This window comes from Kitasatospora sp. NPDC056184 (assembly GCF_042268405.1).
In the GTDB taxonomy this organism is placed as follows: domain Bacteria; phylum Actinomycetota; class Actinomycetes; order Streptomycetales; family Streptomycetaceae; genus Kitasatospora.
In genome coordinates this window covers 23,631-43,523 of the sequence record NZ_JBHJUI010000008.1, presented here as the reverse complement: position 1 = coordinate 43,523, position 19,893 = coordinate 23,631, and the positions used below count along the sequence as shown (strand labels likewise).

Genomic DNA, 19,893 nt, shown 5'->3' with positions numbered 1-19,893 from the left:
TCAGTACGCGAAAGCGCGGTCGACGGCGTCGAGCACGCGGTCGAGGTCGGGGAGGAAGGCCTCCTCGACGCGGGACGGCGGGTACGGCGCGTAGTAGCCGCCCACCCGGAGGATCGGTGCCTCCAGGTGGTAGAAGCAGCGCTCGGTGAGCCGGGCGGCCAGTTCGGCGCCCATGCCCAGGAACACCGGGGCCTCGTGCACGACGATGCCGCGCCCGGTCCGCTTCAGCGACTCCTCCAGGGCCGCGAAGTCGACCGGGGTGAGCGAGCGCAGGTCGACGACCTCCAGCCGGCGGCCGTCCTCCTCGGCGGCCGCGGCGGCCTCCAGGCAGACCTTGACCATCGGCCCGTAGGCGATCAGCGTGGCGTCGGTGCCGGGGCGCACGATCCGGGCGTCGTGCAGGCCCAGGTCGGCGGCGTCGCCGACCTCCCCCTTGTCCCAGTAGCGGCGCTTGGGCTCCAGGAAGATCACCGGGTCGTCGGACTCGATGGCCTGGCGCAGCATCCAGTGCGCGTCGTGCGCGTTGGACGGGGAGACCACCCGCAGACCGGCGGTGTGCGCGAAGTACGCCTCGTGCGACTCGCTGTGGTGCTCGACCGCGCCGATGCCGCCCGCGTAGGGGATGCGGACGGTGACCGGCATCTTGACGTGCCCGAGCGCGCGGGCGTGCATCTTGGCCAGCTGGGAGACGATCTGGTCGAAGGCCGGGTAGACGAAGCCGTCGAACTGGATCTCCACGACCGGGCGGTAGCCGCGCAGCGCGAGGCCGATCGCGGTGCCGACGATGCCGGACTCGGCGAGCGGGGTGTCGATCACCCGGCCCTCGCCGAAGTCCTTCTGCAGGCCGTCGGTGATCCGGAAGACGCCGCCGAGCTTGCCGATGTCCTCGCCCATCAGGACGGTCTTCGGGTCCTTCTCCAGCGACTTGCGCAGCGCGTCGTTGAGCGCCTTGGCGATGCTGAGCTGACCGGCCATCAGAGGTTCTCCCCCGCCTCGAAGGAGGCCGCGTACTCGACGTACCCGGCCCGTTCCTCATCGACCAGCGCGTGCGGCTCGGCGTAGACGTGGTCGAAGATCAGGGTGGGGTCCGGGTCCGGCATGCCGCGCACGCCCTCGCGCACCCGCAGCCCGAGCTTCTCGCTCTCGGCCTCGACCTCGGCGAAGAACGCCTCGTCGGCCAGGCCCTGCTTCTCCAGGAGGGCCCGGAGCCGGGTGATCGGGTCCTTGGCCTTCCAGGCCTCGGTCTCCTCGGCGAGCCGGTAGCGGGTCGGGTCGTCGGAGGTGGTGTGCGCGCCCATCCGGTAGGTGAAGGCCTCGATCAGCACGGGGCCGTTGCCGGTGCGGGCGTGCTCCAGGGCCCAGCGGGTCACCGCGAGGCAGGCCAGCACGTCGTTGCCGTCGACCCGGATGCCCGGGAAGCCGAAGCCGGAGGCCCGGCGGTACAGCGGGATCTTGGTCTGGGTGGTGGTGGGCTCGGAGATCGCCCACTGGTTGTTCTGGCAGAAGAAGACCACCGGGGCGTTGTAGACCGAGGCGAAGGTGAATGCCTCGTTGACGTCGCCCTGGCTGGAGGCGCCGTCGCCGAAGTACGCGATCACCGCGTCGTCCGCGCCGTCCTTGGTGATGCCCATCGCGTAGCCGGTGGCGTGCAGGGTCTGCGCGCCGATCACGATGGTGTAGAGGTGGAAGTTCTTCTCGTTCGGGTCCCAGCCGCCGTGGTTCACGCCGCGGAACATGCCGAGCAGGTTCAGCGGGTCGACGTCGCGGCACCAGGCGACGCCGTGCTCGCGGTAGGTGGGGAAGGCGTAGTCGCCGGGCCGCATCGCGCGGCCGGAGCCGACCTGGGCGGCCTCCTGGCCGAGCAGCGAGGCCCACAGGCCCAGCTCGCCCTGGCGCTGCAGCGAGGTGGCCTCCGCGTCGAACCGGCGCACCAGCACCAGGTCACGGTAGAGGGCTCGAAGCTCGTCCGGCTCCACGGTGAGCGGGAAGTCCGGGTGCTCGACCCGCTCGCCTTCCGGGGTGAGCAGCTGCACGAGCTCCGGCTGGGCGTCCTTACCCGTGGCGCGGAGGGTGTCAGGGACGCCGGGGGCCGCCTTCTTGCGGGCCCTCGCCGTGCTTTTGACGGTCACGTTCACTCCTCGGTCTGTCCGGCCGCCCGGGGTCGCCGGTGACCGGTCCGGTCACCGCCTCGCGGGGCGCGCGTGGGTGTGCGCTCCCATCTGCGGGGCAGGTGGTGATCCTGTTCCGACGGCGTCCCTCACGAGAACGTTACCCAGCGTCCGCCCCCCGCGCGTCTGCGCTAGGACGTCCTACTTGTTCGGGGTCTACAAAACGCGCGTGTGGCGCAGCTCTCAATTCGGTCGCCTTCAGGACACCTGCGCACGTTATCCGGGCGAAGGCTCCGGCGTAAGGGGGTTACCGGCATCGGTTTCGACCGCTCTGGCCGGATCGCGACCCCGGTCCGGTGCGGGCGGAAGGTCTTTTGTAGGGTGATATGGGAGGCTTTGCGCGTGACTGACAAGGGACAAATCAGGGTATTCCTCCTGGACGACCACGAGGTGGTCCGCAGGGGCGTTCACGAACTCCTCTCGGTCGAGGACGACATCGAGGTGGTCGGCGAGGCCGGCACCGCCGCCGAGGCGCTGACCCGGATCCCGGCCGTCCACCCCGACGTCGCGGTCCTGGACGTCCGGCTGCCGGACGGCAACGGGGTCGAGGTCTGCCGGGAGATCCGCTCCCGGCTGCCGGAGATCAAGTGCCTGATGCTGACCTCGTTCTCGGACGACGAGGCGCTGTTCGACTCGATCATGGCGGGCGCCTCCGGCTACGTGCTGAAGGCGATCCGCGGCACCGACCTGATCACCGCCGTCCGGGACGTCGCGGCCGGCCGCTCGCTGCTCGACCCGGTCGCCACCAGCCGGGTGCTGGCCCGGCTGCGGGACGGCGGCGAGAAGGAGGACGAACGGCTCGCCCAGCTCACCAAGCAGGAGCGCCGCATCCTGGACCTGATCGGCGAAGGGATGACCAATCGTCAGATCGGCAACGAGCTGCACCTCGCCGAAAAGACGGTGAAGAACTACGTTTCCAGTCTGCTCGCGAAGATGGGGATGGAGCGCCGGACCCAGGCGGCCGCCTTCGTCGCCCGGCACCAGGCGGACCACCAGCACGGATAGGGCGGATGCACAGAACTGAAGAACTGTCAAGGACCCCCGCCGAGAGGTCCTAACCTCTGGCTGTGACTTTCAGCCAGACCCTCGCCCTTGCACCAGCCCGTCCCGACCTCACCGCTCCCCCGATAGGAACGCTCAGCCCGCCCGTCCCCCGCGCCGCGCTCGCCGAGGTCCTGCGCCGCTACCGGGTGGGCCGCCTGCTCACCGCCGAACCCGTCGCCGAAGGCCTGCTGAACCGCGGCTACCGGGTCACCACCGAGGCCGGCGGCTACTTCCTGAAGTGCTACGTCGACGCCGCGACCGCCGGCCGCGAGGCGGTCACCGCCCACCACCGCGCGATGGGCGCGCTCGCCGCCCTGGGCCTGCCCGTCGCGCCCCCGCTGGCCCTCGCCGGGCGGACCGCCACGATCGCGGCCTTCGGCGGCCGGCTCTTCGCCCTCTTCCCCTGGGTGGACGGCCGGCACCGGCACGGCACCGAGCTGGCGCTGTCGCAGTGCACCGAGCTGGGCGCGCTGCTCGGCCGGCTGCACGGCGCGCTCGACGAGGTCTGCGCGCCCGTCGCACAACCCTCCGGCTACCGCAGCGCCGACCCGCTGGACAGCTCCGCGCTCGCCCGCGAGCTGCGCCGCCGGGCCCGCGAGCACCAGCCGCACGGCGAGCTGGACGCCCTGGTCGAGCGCCGGCTGACCGAACGGTTGGACCTGCTGGCCGAGCATGCCCACCGCCGGCCCCTCGCGCAGGCCGCCCCGCCCACCGGGTGGACCCACGGCGACTTCCACGGGCTCAACCTGCTGCACTCCGGCGAGCGGATCGCGGCCGTCCTGGACTGGGACAAGCTCGGCCCGCAGCCGCGCGCCGAGGAGGCCGTCCGGGCGGCCACCCTGCTCTTCAACGACCGCTCCACCGGGGTGCTGGACCTCGTCCGGGTCCGGCACTGGTCACAGTCCTACCGGGCCACCGGCGCCGCCACCGCCGAGCACCTGGCCGCCGCGGCGCACCGGGTCTGGTGGGAGCGGCTGAACGACTTCTGGATGCTCCAGTGGCGCTACCAGCGGGCCGACCACCGGGCCGACCCGCTCTACCCCGCCTCGGCGGGCCAGTTGGCGTGGTGGTGCCAGGAGTACGAGCAGGTCCTGGACGCCTTCGCCAACTGAGCCCGGCCGCCCCCGCGGCTCAGTTGGGCGCCGCCGTGCCGCCGCCGGTCGGCTGCGCCGGCTTCGTCCCGCCCCCGCCCGCCGGCGGCGTCGTCCCGCCGCCGCCCGGCGGGTTGGTCGCCGGAGCCGTGGCCGGGGGCGTCGTCGCGCCGCCGCCGGTCCCCGTGGTCGGGGTACCGGTCGCCGGGGCGGTGGCCCCTCCGGTCGCGGACGCGGACGGCGTCGCCGACTTGCTGCCGGTCGTGCTCGGCGTCGCCGACGGGCTCGGCGTGTTGTGCTTGCCGGTCGGCTGGTTCGGCTGCTGGTTCGGGTTGCCGCCGCCGTTGTTGTTGGTGGTGTCGGTCGGCTGCTGCGGGCGCCGGGAGTTCTGGCCGGTCGGGTTCGGGGCCGTGGTCGCACCGGTGCTGGGCGCGGTGGTCTCCGGCGCCGTCGACACCACCCCGGAGGACGGGCTGGTGCCGTTCGGCGTCCCCTTCGCCCCCTCGTCGCTGCCGCTGAGCGCCAGCGCGATACCGGTGCTGGCCGCGACGACCACCGCCGCGATGCCGGCCACCCAGCGCCACGGCCCGCGCCGGGCGCCGCCCGGCCCGGCGCCGTTCCCGCTGCCGGAGTCGCCGCCCCCGTACGAGCCGTCGGCCGCCGGGTAGGGCGAGGACGGCGTGTGCGGGCCGCCCGGGACCTGGTAGGGCAGCACCGTCGTCGGGTCGCCCGGGACGCCCGCCCCGAGCACCGCCGTCTCGTCCGCGCCGACCGGCGGCAGCCCGCCGCCGTGGAGCGCCCCGCCGACCGGCCCGACCGCGCCGCCGACGGCCCAGCCGCCGGTGCCGCCGGTCAGCTCGCGCAGCGCGTGCTCGATGTGCGCGCGGAACTCGTCGGCGTCCTGGAACCGGTCGTCCGGGTCCTTGGCCAGCGAGCGCAGCACCAGCGGGTCCAGCCCGGCCGGCACCCGCGGATTGGCCTGCGAGGGCGGCAGCGGCTGGTCCTGGACGTGCTGGTAGACCACCGACAGCGGGGTGTCACCGGTGAACGGCGGGCGCAGCGCCAACAGTTCGTACAGCATGCAGCCGGCCGCGTACAGGTCGGAGCGGTGGTCGACCGGCTTGCCCAGCGCCTGCTCGGGCGAGAGGTACTGCGGGGTGCCCATGACCATGCCGGTCTGGGTCATCGTCGACGCGGTGCCGGTGAGCGCCCGGGCGATGCCGAAGTCCATCACCTTGACCGCGCCGCTGTTCGTGATGATGACGTTGGCGGGCTTGATGTCGCGGTGCACGATGCCGTGCCGGTGGCTGTAGGCCAGCGCCTCCAGTACCCCGGCGATGATGATCAGCGCCTGGTCGACCGGCGGCGCCGCCTCGTCGACCAGCAGCTCGCGGACGGTCCGGCCCTCGACCAGCTCCATCACGATGTAGGGCGTCGACTCCTCGCCGACGTACTCCTCGCCGGTGTCGTACACCGAGACGATCGCGTGGTGGTTGAGCGCCGCGACGGCGTGCGCCTCCCTGGTGAAGCGCAGCCGGGCGATCTCGTCCTGCGCCAGCTCGCCGCGGAGCAGCTTCACCGCGACGGTCCGGCCGAGCCGGACGTCCTGGGCGGCCAGCACCTCGGCCATGCCGCCCCGGCCGAGCCGGTGGGTCAGCCGGTAGCGGCCGTCGCCGACCGTGCCCAGCGGGGCCGCGCTGCCCCGGCCGGGGGTCTGCGGGCCCCCGTACGGCGGCATCGCGGTCGTGGCGGCGTCGCTACCGGGCTCGGGCATCCTCGGGGCCCCACCGGCCGGACCGGTCGCCCAGGCCCCGTCGCCGTCGTCCGGATGCTGCGTCTGTGCCATCGCTCCTCGCCCCGGGCCTTCGCTCGGATCGCGGTGCCCTGTCGCTCGTATCCCCGAACGCTACCGCCTCCGGCGCCCCCTGTAGCACGCCCGATCCGGACGGAACGCGTCAGAGCAGGCCATTACGGTCGGCCGGACCGTCCAGGTGCAGCACCGTGGCGATCTGGCCCGAGACCCGGGTGCTGGAGCCGGACTTCGTGCTGTCCCGCTCGGCCCGGTTGACCACGATCGCGATGATGATGACCGCCAGCACGATCACGCCGACGATGATGCCGACGATCACCAGCGCGGTCGAGCAGCCGCCGCTGTTGGAGGCCGGGGCCGGCTGGAACGGCGGCGCCGGCATCGGGTGCGGCGGCGGGGTGTGCGCCTGCTGGGCCCCCTGCGGGTGGAGGAACTGCGGCTGCGGCGTGTGCGGGGCCTGGAAGGCCGGCGGCGGGGTCTGGAACGGCTGCGGCGCGGCGAACGGCTGCGGGGTCTGCGGCACCTGGAAGGCCGGCGGCGGCGTCTGGAACGGCTGCGGCTGCGGGAACGGCGTCGGCGTCTGCGGGGCCTGCGGCGCCGCGTGCACCGAGCGCGGCCCGTCGGTGATCACCAGCGGGTTGCTGGCCGCCAGCGGGCTGCCGCCGCCCTTGGCCGCGCCGATCAGCCGCTCCGCCTCGTCGCGCATCGCCGCCGCGCTCGGGAAGCGGTGCGCCGGGTCCTTGCGCAGCGCCCTGGCCACGAACTCGTCGACCGCCGGGCTGAGCCGCGGGTTGAGCGTGGACGGCGCCGGCGGCTCCTCCTGGACGTGCTTGTACGCGATCGAGAAGGCCGAGTCGCCGTCGAAGACCAGCTGGCCGGTGAGCATCTCGAAGAGCATCACGCCGACCGAGTAGAGGTCGGAGCGGGCGTCCACCGGCTTGCCCAGCGCCTGCTCGGGCGAGAGGTACTGCGGGGTGCCGACCACCATGCCGGTCTGGGTCATCGAGGTGACCCCGCTCTCCAGCGCGCGGGCGATGCCGAAGTCCATGACCTTGACGTTGCCCTTGCGGTCGAACATGACGTTGCCGGGCTTGATGTCGCGGTGCACCAGGCCCATGTCGTGCGAGGCCTCCAGCGCGTTCAGCACGCCGACGGTGACCCGCAGCGCCTCCTCCAGCGCGATCGCGCCCTGCTGGGCGACCGCCTCGTTGATGGCGTCCCGCAGGCCCTTGCCGTCGATCAGCTGCATGACGATGTACGGGGTGCTGGAGCCGTCCGGGGCGATGTCCTCGCCGCTGTCGTACACCGTGACGATGTTGGGGTGCTCCAGGCGGGCCACCGCCTGCGCCTCACGCCGGAACCGCTCCTTGAACGAGTCGTCCCGGCCCAGCTCGGCGTGCATGCTCTTGAGCGCCACCGACCGGTCCAGCACGCTGTCGTACGCGAGGTGGACCGAGGCCATGCCGCCCTCGCCCAGCACCCGCTGCAGCACGTACCGCCCGTTTCCCAGGGAGTAGCCCTCGACCGCCGCGTTGCCGTGCTCGCTCATGGTCCTCTGCTCCCCCTCGGCGCGGCCCTGCCGCCGCGACCGTGACGTTCGGTCTCGTCCGTGCTGTGTGCGGGTCCGGCCCGCTGGCCCGCCCGACCCCTGTCGCGGCGCTCGCCCGGCCTGCGACAGGGGCCCAGGGTATCGGCTCGCGCCGACGCCGACCGGCCCAGGGCCGACACTGTGTCCAGGTCGCGACCGGGCGCCGGCCGGTGGTGCGTCCGGCACCGGGACGCCCTGTCGCGCCCGGGGCCGCGCGGCCCCGGCGGGCCGTGGCGGTACGGGTACGGCCTACAGGTAGGGGCCGGAGCGGATGCCGCGGCCCTCGCCCGGCTCGTCGCCCTCCGGCTCCCCGCCGTGCAGGCCGGGCGGCAGCGCCCGCCGCATCTGCTCCAGCTGCGCCCGCGCCGCCATCTGCTGCGCGAACAGCGCGGTCTGGATGCCGTGGAACAGGCCCTCCAGCCAGCCCACCAGCTGCGCCTGCGCGATCCGCAGCTCGGCCTCGGTCGGGATCGAGTCCTCGGTGAACGGCAGCGACAGCCGCTCCAGCTCGGCGACCAGCTCGGGGGCCAGACCGAGCTCCAGCTCCTTGATCGAGCTGGCGTGGATGTCCTTCAGCCGGGCCCGGCTGGCCTCGTCGAGGGGAGCCGCCCGGACCTCCTCCAGCAGCTGCTTGATCATGCTGCCGATCCGCATGACCTTGGCGGGCTGCTCGACCATCTCGGTCACCGGCAGCTCACGCGGGCCGTCCCCCTCGTCGTCCCCCGCCATGCCGATCGCCCCCTGGCCGACCGGCAGCCCGTCCGGTCCGACGATCAGCACCTTCTGGCCGTCCTGCGACTGCCCGCCCATGGCCTGGTGGAAATCGTGCGACGAGCGCTCGTTCATCGGATTCGTCATGAACCACATTCTCCCTCACTGGGGTTGCCCGGGTGGAGGCCCCCGGCCTACCCGGACACGACGCTACGCCCCGGACGCCGCGGTCGGGTATCCGTACGGATACTCAGTCCGCCCGGGTACCGGGGCGCTTCGCGCGGCGGGCGCGCGGTCAGCCGCGGCGCAGCCGCAGGCCGATCAGACCCAGCCCGCAGCCGATCAGGCCGAGGCCGGCGCCGAGCGGGAACTGGCGGGTGGAGGCGTCGTCCCAGCGGGTGGGCAGCACGACCGGGGCGGCCGCGACGTGCTGCGGCCCGGGACTGCCGAGCGCCAGCGTCCCGCTCCCGGACCCGTCGGCGGGCCCGGCCGCGGCCGAGGGGTCCTCGGCGGGGTCCGTCCCGGTGTCGGCGAGCTGCTCGGGGGGCTGCTCCGGGGTCTGCTCGGGAGCCTGTTCCGGGGCCTGCTCGACGGCCTGCTCCGGGCTCTGCCCGGTGCGCTCGGGCGCCGAACCGGGGTGGTGCCGTTCCTGGCGCCGCTCCCACTCGGCCCGGGTGACGCCGGGGCGCGGCCGGCCGGTCCGCTGCCACCCGGGCGCACCGGCCGGTACGACCGCGGACGCGTCGGCGTCCTCGGACGGCTCCTCGGACAGCGGGGGGGACGGTTCCTCGGACGGGGATGGCTCCGGGAAGGAGGACGCCGCCGACGCCGGGGCGACCCCGGCGGAGCCCGCCGGGCCGACCGGTACGGCCACCGCCACCGGGCCGACGGCCAGTGGCACGGCGAGACCGAGCACCGCCAGCACCAGCAGCCGCCGCGCCCGGCGCCCGGCGCGGTGGGTGGCGCGGTGGGTGGCGGGCCGGGCCCGGGAATGGCCGCCCGCCCGGACCCGGGCGCGCCCGGGGAAGCGGCGGGAGGAGGACGGCGGCGGTGCTGCGGGCAGCGGCCCGAGGAACGCGGAGGAAGGTGCGGGCACGGTCGAGGTCCTTCCGCGACGGCCGACCGCGCGGGGCGGGGTCGGCGGCGGGACAGCTCCCGTCCAGCGTCACACAGACCGGCATTCCGGGCATGTCGGACGGCCCGGCCCGGCGGAGCGGCGGGTTCCCGGACCCGGCGCCCCGCCGTCCGCGCGCGGGCTCAGGCCCGCAGCACCACCTTGCCGACCTGCGCGCCGGCCTCCAGCACCCGGTGCGCCTCGGCGGCCTCCGCCAGCGGCAGCACCCGGTCGACCACCGGCCTCACCACCCCGGAGGCGACCAGCGGCCAGACGTGCTCGCGCACCGCCGCCACGATCGCCGCCTTCTCGGCCAGCGGCCGTCCGCGCAGATTGGTCGCGATCACCGCGCCGCGCTTGCGCAGCAGGGCATTGAGGTCCAGCTCGCCCTTCACCCCGCCCTGCAGTCCGATGATCACCAGCCGCCCGTTGACGGCCAGCGCGTCCACGTTCCGCTGCAGGTACGCGGCGCCCATGATGTCGAGGACCACGTCCGCCCCGGCGCCGCCGGTGGCCTCCCTGAGCACCTCGACGAAGTCCTGCGCGCGGTAGTCGATCAGCACGTCGGCGCCCAGCTCCGCGCAGCGGGCCAGCTTCTCCGGGCCGCCCGCCGTCACCGCCACCCGGGCACCGACCGCCTTGGCCAGCTGGATCGCCATCGTCCCGATGCCGCTGGCCCCGCCGTGCACCAGCAGCGTCTCGCCCGGCCGCAGGTGCGCGGTCAGGAAGACGTTGGACCACACCGTGCAGACCACCTCCGGCAGCGCGGCGGCCTGTTCGAGGGTCAGCCCCGGCGGGACCGGCAGCAGTTGGCCGACCGGCACCGCGACCCGCTCCGCGTAGCCGCCGCCGACCAGCAGCGCGCAGACCTCGTCGCCGACCGCCCAGCCGGACACCCCGGGGCCCAGCGCGGCGATCCGGCCCGCGCACTCCAGCCCGGGGTACCGCGGGCTGCCGGGCGGCGGGTCGTAGAAGCCCTTCCGCTGGAGCAGGTCGGCGCGGTTGACGGCGGTGGCGGCCACCTCGACCAGGACCTCGCCCTCCCCGGGCACCGGATCCGGCACCTCGGCCCAGACCAGCGCCTCGGGCCCGCCGGGTTCAGGAATCGTCATCGCATGCATGGGCCCGACGCTACTGCGCCGCGGCGGCCCGGCGGGCGGGCGACCCGCGCCGCCGGCCGGCCGGGTCGCCGTCAGCCGGCCAGGTCGGCGAGCAGGACGGCGCCGGGCAGCGCGGCCGCCACCCGGCCCGGCAGGATCAGCTTGCCCCGCCGCCGTCCGCTGCCCACCAGGACGAACGGGGCCCGCGCGACGGCCTCGTCGACCAGCAGCGGCCAGTCGGCCGGCAGCCCGACCGGGGTGATGCCGCCGTACTCCATGCCGGTCGCCTCGACCGCGGTGTCCATCGGCGCGAACGAGGCCTTGCGGGCCTCCAGGTGCTTGCGGACGGTCCGGTTGACGTCGACCCGGGTGGTCGCCAGCGCGAGGCAGGCGGCCAGGGCGGTCTCCCCGCCGCGCTTGGCGGCGACCACCACGCAGTTCGCCGAGGCTTCCAGCGGCACGCCGTAGGTCTCGCAGAAGACGGCGGTGTCGGCCTTCTCCGGGTCCGTCTCGACGTACAGCACGGACCGGGCGGCCTCCCGGTCGTCCCAGTTCTTCAGCGCGTCGGCCACCGGGGCGACCAGCCGGTCGGTCACCTCCAGCGCGGGGGCGGAGAAGTCGAACGTGCCGAACGGAAGCTGCGGTTGACCGGTCATGGGGCCGACCCTACGCCCCCTCCGCCGACTTGATGACGATCACCCGGTCGGTCAGCTGGAGCGTCTGCGCCTCCGGCTCGGTGTAGTTGATCACCCGCCGACCGCGCACCACCGCCACCACCAGGTCGTCGAGGTCGCGCGGGCTGTGCCCGGCCTCGGCCCGGGTGACCGGGCGCTCGACCACGTCCAGCCCGTTGCCGTAGGTGAGCAGGTCCTCCATCACCGCGCCGGCGTGCGGGCTGAGCATCGACATGCCGAGCAGCCGGCCCGCCGAGCTGGAGCTGGTGACCACCACGTCGGCCCCGCTCTGCCGCAGCAGCGGGGCGTTCTCGTCCTCCCGCACCGCCGCGACGATGGTCGCCGAGCGGGTCAGCTGGCGGGCGGTCAGGGTGATCAGCGCGGCGGTGTCGTCCCGCTCCGGCGCGACCACCACCCGGGAGGCGGTGGGCAGCCCGGCGCGCAGCAGGGTGTCGGTCCGGGTGGCGTCGCCGACCACGCCGACCAGGCCCTGCTGGGCGGCCTGGTCGACCACCCTGCGCTGCGGGTCGACCACCACGATCTCCTCCTTGCGCGCCCCCTGTCCGAGCAGGGTGTCGATGGCGCTGCGGCCCTTGGTGCCGAAGCCGATCACGACGGTGTGCTCGCGCACGGTGGACCTCCAGCGGTTCAACCGCCACTGCTGACGGGTGCGTTCGGTGAGCACTTCGAGGGTGGTGCCGACCAGGATGATCAGGAAGAGAACCCGCAGCGGAGTGACCACGAAGATGTTGGTGAGCCGGGCGCTGTCGCTGTACGGGGTGATGTCGCCGTACCCGGTGGTGGAGAGCGTCACGGTGGCGTAGTACGCCGAGTCCAGGAAGCTCAGCCCGCCGCCGGCGTTGTCGTTGTAGCCCTCGCGGTCCAGCCAGACGATCACCGTGGTGGCGACCAGGACCCCCAGCGCCAGCAGCAGCCGGGAGCCGACCTGCCGCACCGCCGGGGCGGTGCGCCGGGCGGGCAGCACGATCCCGGAGTCGGCCCAGGGCTCGGTCCCGGGAGCGGACGGCCCGGACAGCCGCTCGCGGACACGTCGGACACTCACGGCGCCTCCAGCAGTTCGATCGGGTCCCCGGCCGCCGCCCCGCCCGGCGGCACCACCGCGAGTGCCTCGGCCCGGGCCAGGCCGCGGAGCATCGCCGGGCCGTCGTACGGGAGGTGGACCACCCCGCGGGCGGTCCGGCGGACCGGCAGCAGCCGGGTGTCCGCCGGGTGGCCGGGCAACGGGTCGACGGCGGTGGCCAGGGCCGGCTCGGCGGTGCTCCGGCCGGCCAGCGCGTGCAGCAGCGGCAGGGCCAGCGTCACCATGCCGGCGACCGCGGCCAGCGGATTGCCGGGCAGGCCCACCAGGTGCCGCCCGCCGGGGAGTTCGGCCAGCAGCATCGGGTGGCCCGGGCGGACGGCGACCCCGTCCACCAGCAGCCGGGCGCCGGACTCGGCGAGCGCCCGGTGCAGGAAGTCCACCGGGCCGGCCGCCGTCCCGCCGGTGGTGACCACCACATCGGCGGCGGAGTGCCGCAGGGCGTCCCGGAGCAGGCCGGCGTCGTCGCGGACGGAGCGCGGTTCGCCGGTCTCGGCGCCGGCCGCGCGCAGCCACGGCGGCAGCAGCGGGCCGAGCGCGTCCCGGACCAGGCCGGGGCGGGGCAGGCCGGAGCCGAGCAGCTCGTCACCGAGCACCAGCAGCTCCACCACCGGGGAGCGGCGGACGGCCAGCCGGTCGTGGCCGCAGGCGGCGGCCAGGCCGAGCACCGCCGGGCCCACCGCGGTGCCGGCCGGCAGCAGCACCTCGCCGCGCCGGCACTCCTGGCCGCGCGGCCGGACGTCCTGACCGGTGGTCAGCGCACCGGGGGCGCGCTCGGACAGCAGCGCCCCGCCCGGCTCGCCGTGCTCGCGGCGGAGCACGGCGGTGGCACCGGGCGGCAGCTGGGCACCGGTGGCGATCTCGACGGCGGCGCCGTCGGCCAGCGGGCCGCCGGCCGGACGCCCGGCGAGCAGCCGGCCGGTCACCCGCCAGGGGCCGGGGCCGGCGACCGCCCAGCCGTCCATCGCCGAGGTGTCGAAGGCCGGCAGGTCGGTGAGCGCGGTGAGCGGTTCGGCGAGAGTGCGGCCGAGCGCGCGGTCCAGCGGCAGGCTCAGCGGCGGCAGCGCGGGGCGGCCGGCCCGGCGGGCGGCCTCCCGGGCCGCCGCCCAGCGGGCCGGGCGGGCCGGGGCGGGCGCGGCGCGTTCCTCCACCACGCTCACGGCTGCCCCGGGTCGGCGGCACGGGCCGCCGCCCAGCGCTCGGCGAGCGCGGCGGTGCGCCGGGACGCCTCGGCGACCGCCTCCGGGCCGCCGCCGCGCCGCGCGGCCGCGTAGCCGATCAGAAAGGCGGTCAGCGGGGCGGCGGGCCGGTCCACCCCGTGCGCGACCACCCGGGCCAGGTCGAGCAGGCCGCGGACGTCGACCTCCAGGTCGATGTCCAGCTCGGCACGGACCTCGGCGATCCAGTCATCCAGCGTGCGCTCCATGCGAACATGCTGCCCGATCAGTGGTGGCCCCGGGATGTCGGCCCGGGGGGCGACACGCGTCGTTTCGCTCACGCCGGGCCGCCGCCGCGGTGGGCGGGCCGGTGCGGGCCGCGATCAGTCCCGGGCGGCGTCGCGCGCGCGGGCCCGTTCCAGGTCGTCCCAGGTGTCGCAGTCGTGGGCGACGTCGTCGGTGTCGGCCAGCCGGAGGGTGGGCAGGGCGCCGGTCAGCCGGCGCAGCGGGAGCCCGGCGGGATCGCCGGCGGCGGCCAGCGCGGCGCGCAGGGCGGCGGTGCGGTAGGCGGCGGCCAGCGGCTGGTCGCGGCCGGCGGCGTCGACCAGCACGGCCGCCGCGGTGTCCGGCCCGGCCCCGTCGAGGGCGGCGGCCAGCCGGTGGACGGTCCGCCGGTCGAGGAACGGCAGGTCGGCGGCGAACAGCAGCACCAGGTCGGCGGTCACCTCGGCGAGACCGGCGGCGACGGCGGCCGCCGGCCCGCCGCCGGGCGGGCGCTCGCGGGTCCACCGGACCCCGGGCCGGGCGGTGGGACGGGCCGGGCCGACCACCACGGTGGTCCGGGCGTCCGCGCAGGCGGCGAGCACCCGGTCCAGCAGGGTGCTCCCGCCGACGGCCAGGCCGGGCTTGTCGGCCCCGCCGAGCCGCCGGGCGGCGCCCCCGGCCGGGACGATCACGTCGTACGGCGTCATGCCGCCAGTATCCGCCGCGGGCTCAGGCGGTGTCCCCGGCGTTCCCGGTGCCCCTGGTGTCCCCGGACTCCCGCTCGGCGTCCAGCTCCGCGGCGGTGTCCATCTCGACGGTGTCGTCCGGCCCGGCGGCGGCCCCGTCCGTCGCGGCGGCGGTGTCGGCGGCGGTGTTGGCGGCGGCGCTCAGCTCCAGCACGGCCGGCAGTGTGAGCTCCCCGTAGCGCTCGTTCACCGCCGCGGCCAGCGCCTCCGGGTCGTCCGGGTGCTCGCCCAGCAGCCGGTCGAAGTCCTGCAGGTACTCCCCGGTGAACGCCAGCACCCGGCCCGCGTCGTCGCCCTGGTCGGGCGCCCGGTGCCCGGCGATCACCCGCTCCGCGCCGAGCTCGGCGATCCGTCCCAGGTTGCGGACCCACGCGGTGCGCTGCTCCGGCGTGGTGTCGGCGGTCCAGACGTGGGTGCCGTTGTACACGAAGTCGCCGGCCACCACGGTGCGGATGCTCGGCACGTGCACCACCGTGGAGCCGCCGCAGTCGCCCTGCCCGAGCAGCAGGACCGGGATCACCTGCCGGTCGATCATCAGCGGCTGGGGGAGCAGCGGGGCCGGGACCAGCGGGTGGTCCGGGATGTCGTCGCCGTACACCGGCTTCCACTGGGCGACCTTCGCGGCGGCGGTGCGCAGGATGCCGTCGACGACCGTCGGCGCGGCCAGCAGCTGCGCCTCCGGGAACAGCCGCAGCACCTCCTCGGCGCCGAAGTAGTGGTCGGGGTGCTGATGGGTGATCACGATGGCGAGCAGCCGGCGGCCCTTGCCCGCCACCCACTCGGCCAGCTGGCGCCCGGCGCTGCGGGTGAGCTGGGCGTCGACCAGGATCGCCGTGTGCTCGCCGAGGATCAGCGTGGAGGTGGCGAAGAAGGCCGACTCGGGGCCGGTGAAGACGTCGACCTCCAGCGGCCGGACCGGCGCCCCGGCGGCGGGCGCCGCGTCGACCGGGTCCGCGCCGGCGTTCTCCTCGGACGGGGACGACGTCACTGGCTGCTCCCTCTGGTTCGGCGGTCCCGGTCCCGGTCCGGCGTCGGTGGTGGGTACGGCGCGGTGGTAGCCGCGCGGCCGGGGCCGTACCCCGCGCCCTACAGCATGGGAGCACGGCGCGCGGAAAACGCGGAAGGCGCGCCCGGTGGGGCGCGCCTTCCCGCTCACGTGTCCGGGCGGTGACTCCCCGCCGCGGGGGTCAGCCCTTGCGGCCGCGCAGCTTGGCGACGCGGTCGGCGACGCCCCAGGAGGTGACCCTCCAGAGCGCCTCGACGACGATGCTCCGGCTCATCTTGGAGGCGCCCAGCTCCCGCTCGACGAAGGTGATCGGCACCTCGGCGACCTTGAAGCCGGCCTTCACCGTCCGCCAGGCCAGGTCGACCTGGAAGCAGTAGCCGGCCGAGGCGACCTGGTCCATGCCGAGGCCGAGCAGGGTCTCCTTGCGGAACGCCCGGTAGCCGCCGGTGACGTCGCGGATCGGCACGCCCAGCATCAGCCGGGAGTAGGTCGAGCCGCCGCGCGAGAGCAGCAGCCGGGACTTCGGCCAGTTCACCACCCGGCCGCCGGGGACCCAGCGCGAGCCCAGCACCAGGTCGGCACCGCGCAGCGCGGTCAGCAGCCGGCCCAGCTCCTCGGGGCGGTGGGAGCCGTCGGCGTCCATCTCGACGAGCACGTCGTAGCCCTCGTCGATGCCCCAGCGGAAGCCCGCCAGGTAGGCGGCGCCCAGTCCCTCCTTGCCCCGGCGGTGCATGACGTGCACCTGGGGGTCCTCGGCGGCCAGCTTGTCGGCCAGCTCGCCGGTGCCGTCCGGGCTGTTGTCGTCGGCGACGAGCACGTGCACCTCGGGCACCGCGGCGCGCACCCGGCCGACGATGAGCTCGACGTTCTCCGCCTCGTTGTAGGTGGGGATGATCACCAGCACCCGGCCCAGATCGGCAAAACCCTGCTGGTTGACGGTCACGTACTAACCTCTCGGCCGGTGGCGGGACGTGCCGGTCACCATTGCCCGCACTCATCGGAAGACACAGTCCCGGCCGGCACCCCGCCGACCCGGACGACACCGTGGAAAACACTGGGTCCTGGCATCCTACTACCGCGTCCTGGGGCCGACTCTCCGCCCGGGGCACTCCCGACCGGTGCCCGCCGTTTCCCCGGCGGGGGTGCAGGTCGGCTAGGGTCGATGCCCGGCCTTTGCCCGGATGCCCGACCCGTCCGCCCCCGCCCGCAGCCGCCCGACGGCGGCGAGGCCCGCCAGCCACTGCAGCAAGGAGCAGGACCGCGCCCATGGACAAGCTCGTCAACACCGTCCGCCCGTACGCCTGGGGTTCGGTCACCGCGCTCCCCGAGTTGCTCGGGCAGGAGCCGACCGGCGAACCGCAGGCCGAGCTGTGGATGGGGGCCCACCCCGGGGACCCGTCCCGGGCGGACCGGGGCGACGGGCAGCGCCGGCTGGACGAGTTGATCGCCGCCGACCCGGAGGGCGAGCTGGGCGCCGCCTCGGTGGCCCGGTTCGGCCCCGCCCTGCCGTTCCTGCTCAAGGTGCTCGCCCCGGGCATCCCGATCTCCATCCAGGCCCACCCCTCGCTCGACCAGGCCCGCGCCGGGTTCGCCGCCGAGAACGCCCTGGGGATCCCGTCGGACGCCCCGCACCGGAACTACCGGGACGCCAACCACAAGCCCGAACTGATCTGCGCGCTCGGAGACTTCGACGGCCTCTGCGGCTTCCGCCGGCCCGCCGGGGCGGCCGCGCTGCTGGCCGGTCTCGGGGTGCCCGCGCTGGAGCCGGTGATCGCCCTGCTGGGCGCCGGGGAGGAGTCCGAGGCGCTCAGCCGCGCGCTGGCCGCCGTCCTCACCCTGTCCGGGCCCGAGGCGGCGGAGGCGGTCCGGGACACCGCCGAGGCGCTCGACAAGGCCGCCGCCGAGGACCCGGCCGGCCCGTACGCGCCCTACACCCGGATCGCCCGGGACTTCCCGGGGGACGTCGGCCTGATCGCCGGGCTGCTGCTCAACCACGTCCGGCTGCGCGACGGCGAGGCGCTCTACCTGGGCGCCGGCGTCCCGCACGCGTACCTGCACGGCGTGTGCGTCGAGCTCCAGGCCAACTCGGACAACGTGCTGCGGGCCGGGCTCACCCCCAAGCACATCGACGTCCCGGAGCTGCTCCGGGTGGTCGAGTTCGCCTCCTGCTCCCCCGAGCCGCTGCGCCCGGTCGCGGTCGACGGGACGCCCGGCGAGGAGTTGTACCCGGTGCCGATCGACGAGTTCCGGCTCTCCCGGTTCGTCCTGGACGGCCGGGAGCGGACGGTGGACGGCGACGCCCCGCAGATCCTGCTCTGCACCGCCGGCGCCGTCCGGCTGACCGCCGCCGACGGCGCCGTGCTGGAGCTGGCCCGCGGCGAGTCCGCCTTCCTGCCCGCCACCGGGACCGCGACCCGCCTGGACGCCTCCTGCGCCACCGTCTTCCGCGCGACCGTCACGCTCTGACGGCCGCGGCGCCGGGCCAGCCCCGGGCGGGTCCTGGGGCGCCTTAGTCGCGGGTCATGTCGACGAAGCGGGAGTAGTGGCCCTGGAAGGCCACGGTGATGGTGGCCGTGGGGCCGTTACGGTGCTTGGCGACGATGAGGTCGGCCTCGCCCGCGCGCGGGGACTCCTTCTCGTAGGCGTCCTCGCGGTGCAGCAGGATGACCATGTCGGCGTCCTGCTCGATCGAGCCGGACTCGCGCAGGTCGGAGACCATCGGCCGCTTGTCGGTGCGCTGTTCGGGACCACGGTTCAGCTGGGAGAGCGCGATCACCGGCACCTCCAGCTCCTTGGCCAGCAGCTTCAGGTTTCGCGACATGTCGGAGACCTCCTGCTGGCGGTTCTCGGCCCGGCGGGAGCCGCCGGACTGCATCAGCTGGAGGTAGTCGATGACGACGAGCTTGATGTCGTTGCGCTGCTTGAGCCGGCGGCACTTGGCCCGGATCTCCATCATCGACAGGTTCGGCGAGTCGTCGATGAACAGCGGGGCCTCGCTGACGTCCGGCATCCGGCGGGCGACCCGGGTCCAGTCGTCGTCCGTCATGGAGCCGGAGCGCATGTGGTGCAGCGCCACCCGGGCCTCGGCGGAGAGCAGGCGCATGGCGATCTCGTTGCGGCCCATTTCGAGCGAGAAGATCACGCTCGGCAGCTTGTTCTGGATCGAGCAGGCCCGGGCGAAGTCCAGCGCCAGGGTCGACTTGCCCATCGCGGGACGGGCCGCGATGACGATCATCTGGCCGGGGTGGAGCCCGTTGGTGAGCGCGTCGAAGTCGGCGAAGCCGGTCGGCACGCCGGACATCTGGCCGTTGCGGGAGCCGATCGACTCGATCTCGTCGAGGGCGCCCTCCATGATGTCGGCGAGCGGCGCGTAGTCCTCGTTGGTGCGCTGCTCGGTGACGGCGTAGATCTCGGCCTGGGCCGCGTTGACGATCTCGTCGACGTCGCCCTCGGCGGCGTAGCCCATGCCGGCGATCCGGGTGCCGGCCTCGACCAGCCGGCGCAGCACCGCGCGCTCGTGCACGATCTGCGCGTAGTACTCGGCGTTGGCGGCGGTCGGGACGGAGTTGACCAGGGTGTGCAGGTAGCCGGGGCCGCCGACCCGCTGGAGCTCGCCGCGCTTGGTCAGCTCGCCGGCCACGGTGATCGGGTCGGCCGGCTCGCCGCGCGCGTACAGGTCGAGGATCGCGCCGTGGATCAGCTCGTGCGCGGGCCGGTAGTAGTCGGCCGGCTTGAGCACCTCGACCACGTCGGCGATGGCGTCCTTGGAGAGCAGCATGCCGCCGAGGACGGACTGCTCGGCCGCGAGGTCCTGCGGGGGGACGCGCTCGAAGCCGTCCAGGCCGCCCTCGCCGCGCTCCTCCTCGCCGCCCTGGCGGCGCTTGCCGCCGTCCCGCTGGAAGCCGCCGGAGCCGCCCTTGCCGCCCTTCTGGAAGCCGCCGCCCTGGCCCTGGCCTTGGCCCTGGCCCTGGCCCTGGCCCTGGCCGCCGCGGCCGCGGGAGACCGGCAGCCGGTCGCCCGGGCCGTCCGGGAACGGCGCGTCGGCGAAGGAGCCGACCGGGAAGGGGTCGTCGGCGCCCTGCCAGTCGTCCTCCGGCGGCGGAGCGTCGTGGTCGTCGTACTGGGGGCCGGTCACGCGTGTTCCCCGATCAGCGAGTGGTGCGAGTTGGAGCGGGCCTTGCCGGTGGCCGGGATGGTGCGGAACCCGACTCCGCGCCACCGCATTTTCTACGCCACCGCACCGACAAATCGGACGCCGAGGCGGATGGGAGTGTCGGCCGGAGGGCCCACGCTAAGGCGCCGGACGGCCTTCAGCCAAGGC

16 protein-coding genes and 2 pseudogenes are annotated in these 19,893 nt (G+C 75.0%); 3 read left to right on the top strand and 15 right to left on the bottom strand.

Features of this window, described 5'->3' with window-relative positions:
- Together ACFC0B_RS17700 and pdhA are read right to left on the bottom strand one after the other, a co-directional pair.
- A complete protein-coding gene (locus tag ACFC0B_RS17700; RefSeq protein ID WP_376086728.1) occupies positions 1-975 on the bottom strand; it encodes an alpha-ketoacid dehydrogenase subunit beta in 975 nt (324 codons plus the stop codon).
- Positions 975-2,129: a pyruvate dehydrogenase (acetyl-transferring) E1 component subunit alpha gene (gene pdhA / locus ACFC0B_RS17695; RefSeq protein WP_376086727.1), complete on the bottom strand. Its 1,155-nt coding sequence runs from the start codon at positions 2,127-2,129 to the stop codon at positions 975-977. The genes ACFC0B_RS17700 and pdhA overlap by 1 nt, the downstream gene beginning before the upstream one ends.
- Positions 2,130-2,510: 381 nt before the next feature.
- Between pdhA and ACFC0B_RS17690 the strand changes: the two genes are divergently transcribed.
- Positions 2,511-3,173, top strand: coding sequence for a response regulator transcription factor (locus ACFC0B_RS17690; protein ID WP_350543164.1), 663 nt, complete (start codon positions 2,511-2,513; stop codon positions 3,171-3,173).
- 62 nt (positions 3,174-3,235) lie between these two features.
- Complete coding sequence (locus ACFC0B_RS17685; RefSeq protein WP_376086726.1) at positions 3,236-4,324, top strand: phosphotransferase enzyme family protein; 1,089 nt, start codon at positions 3,236-3,238, stop codon at positions 4,322-4,324.
- A gap of 19 nt (positions 4,325-4,343) precedes the next feature.
- Here ACFC0B_RS17685 and ACFC0B_RS17680 read toward each other — a convergent pair whose 3' ends face one another.
- The 12 genes and pseudogenes from ACFC0B_RS17680 to ACFC0B_RS17625 form a co-directional block, all read right to left on the bottom strand.
- Complete coding sequence (locus ACFC0B_RS17680) at positions 4,344-6,041, bottom strand: protein kinase (protein ID WP_376086965.1); 1,698 nt, start codon at positions 6,039-6,041, stop codon at positions 4,344-4,346.
- Positions 6,042-6,258: 217 nt separating this feature from the next.
- Positions 6,259-7,662, bottom strand: coding sequence for a protein kinase (locus ACFC0B_RS17675; RefSeq protein ID WP_376086725.1), 1,404 nt, complete (start codon positions 7,660-7,662; stop codon positions 6,259-6,261).
- Between the two features lie 288 nt (positions 7,663-7,950).
- Positions 7,951-8,559 (bottom strand): bacterial proteasome activator family protein, encoded by a 609-nt coding sequence (locus ACFC0B_RS17670; protein ID WP_376086724.1) that lies wholly within the window; start codon positions 8,557-8,559, stop codon positions 7,951-7,953.
- A gap of 148 nt (positions 8,560-8,707) precedes the next feature.
- On the bottom strand, positions 8,708-9,508 hold the full coding sequence (locus ACFC0B_RS17665) for a hypothetical protein (RefSeq protein ID WP_376086723.1): 801 nt from the start codon (positions 9,506-9,508) through the stop codon (positions 8,708-8,710).
- A 161-nt stretch (positions 9,509-9,669) separates the two neighbouring features.
- The gene (locus ACFC0B_RS17660; protein ID WP_376086722.1) at positions 9,670-10,647 is read right to left on the bottom strand and encodes an NAD(P)H-quinone oxidoreductase; all 978 of its coding nucleotides are present in this window, start codon (positions 10,645-10,647) and stop codon (positions 9,670-9,672) included.
- A gap of 71 nt (positions 10,648-10,718) precedes the next feature.
- Positions 10,719-11,282 (bottom strand): YbaK/EbsC family protein, encoded by a 564-nt coding sequence (locus tag ACFC0B_RS17655; RefSeq protein ID WP_376086721.1) that lies wholly within the window; start codon positions 11,280-11,282, stop codon positions 10,719-10,721.
- Between the two features lie 10 nt (positions 11,283-11,292).
- Positions 11,293-12,336: a potassium channel family protein gene (locus ACFC0B_RS17650; protein WP_376086964.1), complete on the bottom strand. Its 1,044-nt coding sequence runs from the start codon at positions 12,334-12,336 to the stop codon at positions 11,293-11,295.
- Positions 12,337-12,359: 23 nt separating this feature from the next.
- A complete protein-coding gene (locus ACFC0B_RS17645; RefSeq protein ID WP_376086720.1) occupies positions 12,360-13,559 on the bottom strand; it encodes a molybdopterin molybdotransferase MoeA in 1,200 nt (399 codons plus the stop codon).
- Positions 13,556-13,813 (bottom strand): annotated as a pseudogene (locus ACFC0B_RS17640) (DUF6457 domain-containing protein); the annotation flags it as partial. The gene ACFC0B_RS17645 and the pseudogene ACFC0B_RS17640, both read right to left, overlap by 4 nt.
- Before the next feature lie 144 nt (positions 13,814-13,957).
- Positions 13,958-14,527: pseudogene (locus ACFC0B_RS17635) on the bottom strand (molybdenum cofactor guanylyltransferase); the annotation flags it as partial.
- A gap of 22 nt (positions 14,528-14,549) precedes the next feature.
- On the bottom strand, positions 14,550-15,554 hold the full coding sequence (locus ACFC0B_RS17630) for an MBL fold metallo-hydrolase (RefSeq protein ID WP_376086719.1): 1,005 nt from the start codon (positions 15,552-15,554) through the stop codon (positions 14,550-14,552).
- A 199-nt stretch (positions 15,555-15,753) separates the two neighbouring features.
- Positions 15,754-16,515, bottom strand: coding sequence for a polyprenol monophosphomannose synthase (locus ACFC0B_RS17625; protein ID WP_376086718.1), 762 nt, complete (start codon positions 16,513-16,515; stop codon positions 15,754-15,756).
- Positions 16,516-16,838: 323 nt separating this feature from the next.
- On the opposite strand from ACFC0B_RS17625, the gene manA reads away from it, so the two are divergent.
- Positions 16,839-18,038: a mannose-6-phosphate isomerase, class I gene (gene manA / locus ACFC0B_RS17620; protein ID WP_376086717.1), complete on the top strand. Its 1,200-nt coding sequence runs from the start codon at positions 16,839-16,841 to the stop codon at positions 18,036-18,038.
- A 43-nt stretch (positions 18,039-18,081) separates the two neighbouring features.
- Here manA and dnaB read toward each other — a convergent pair whose 3' ends face one another.
- A complete protein-coding gene (dnaB, locus tag ACFC0B_RS17615; RefSeq protein ID WP_376086963.1) occupies positions 18,082-19,581 on the bottom strand; it encodes a replicative DNA helicase in 1,500 nt (499 codons plus the stop codon).
- Positions 19,582-19,893 lie beyond the last annotated feature (312 nt).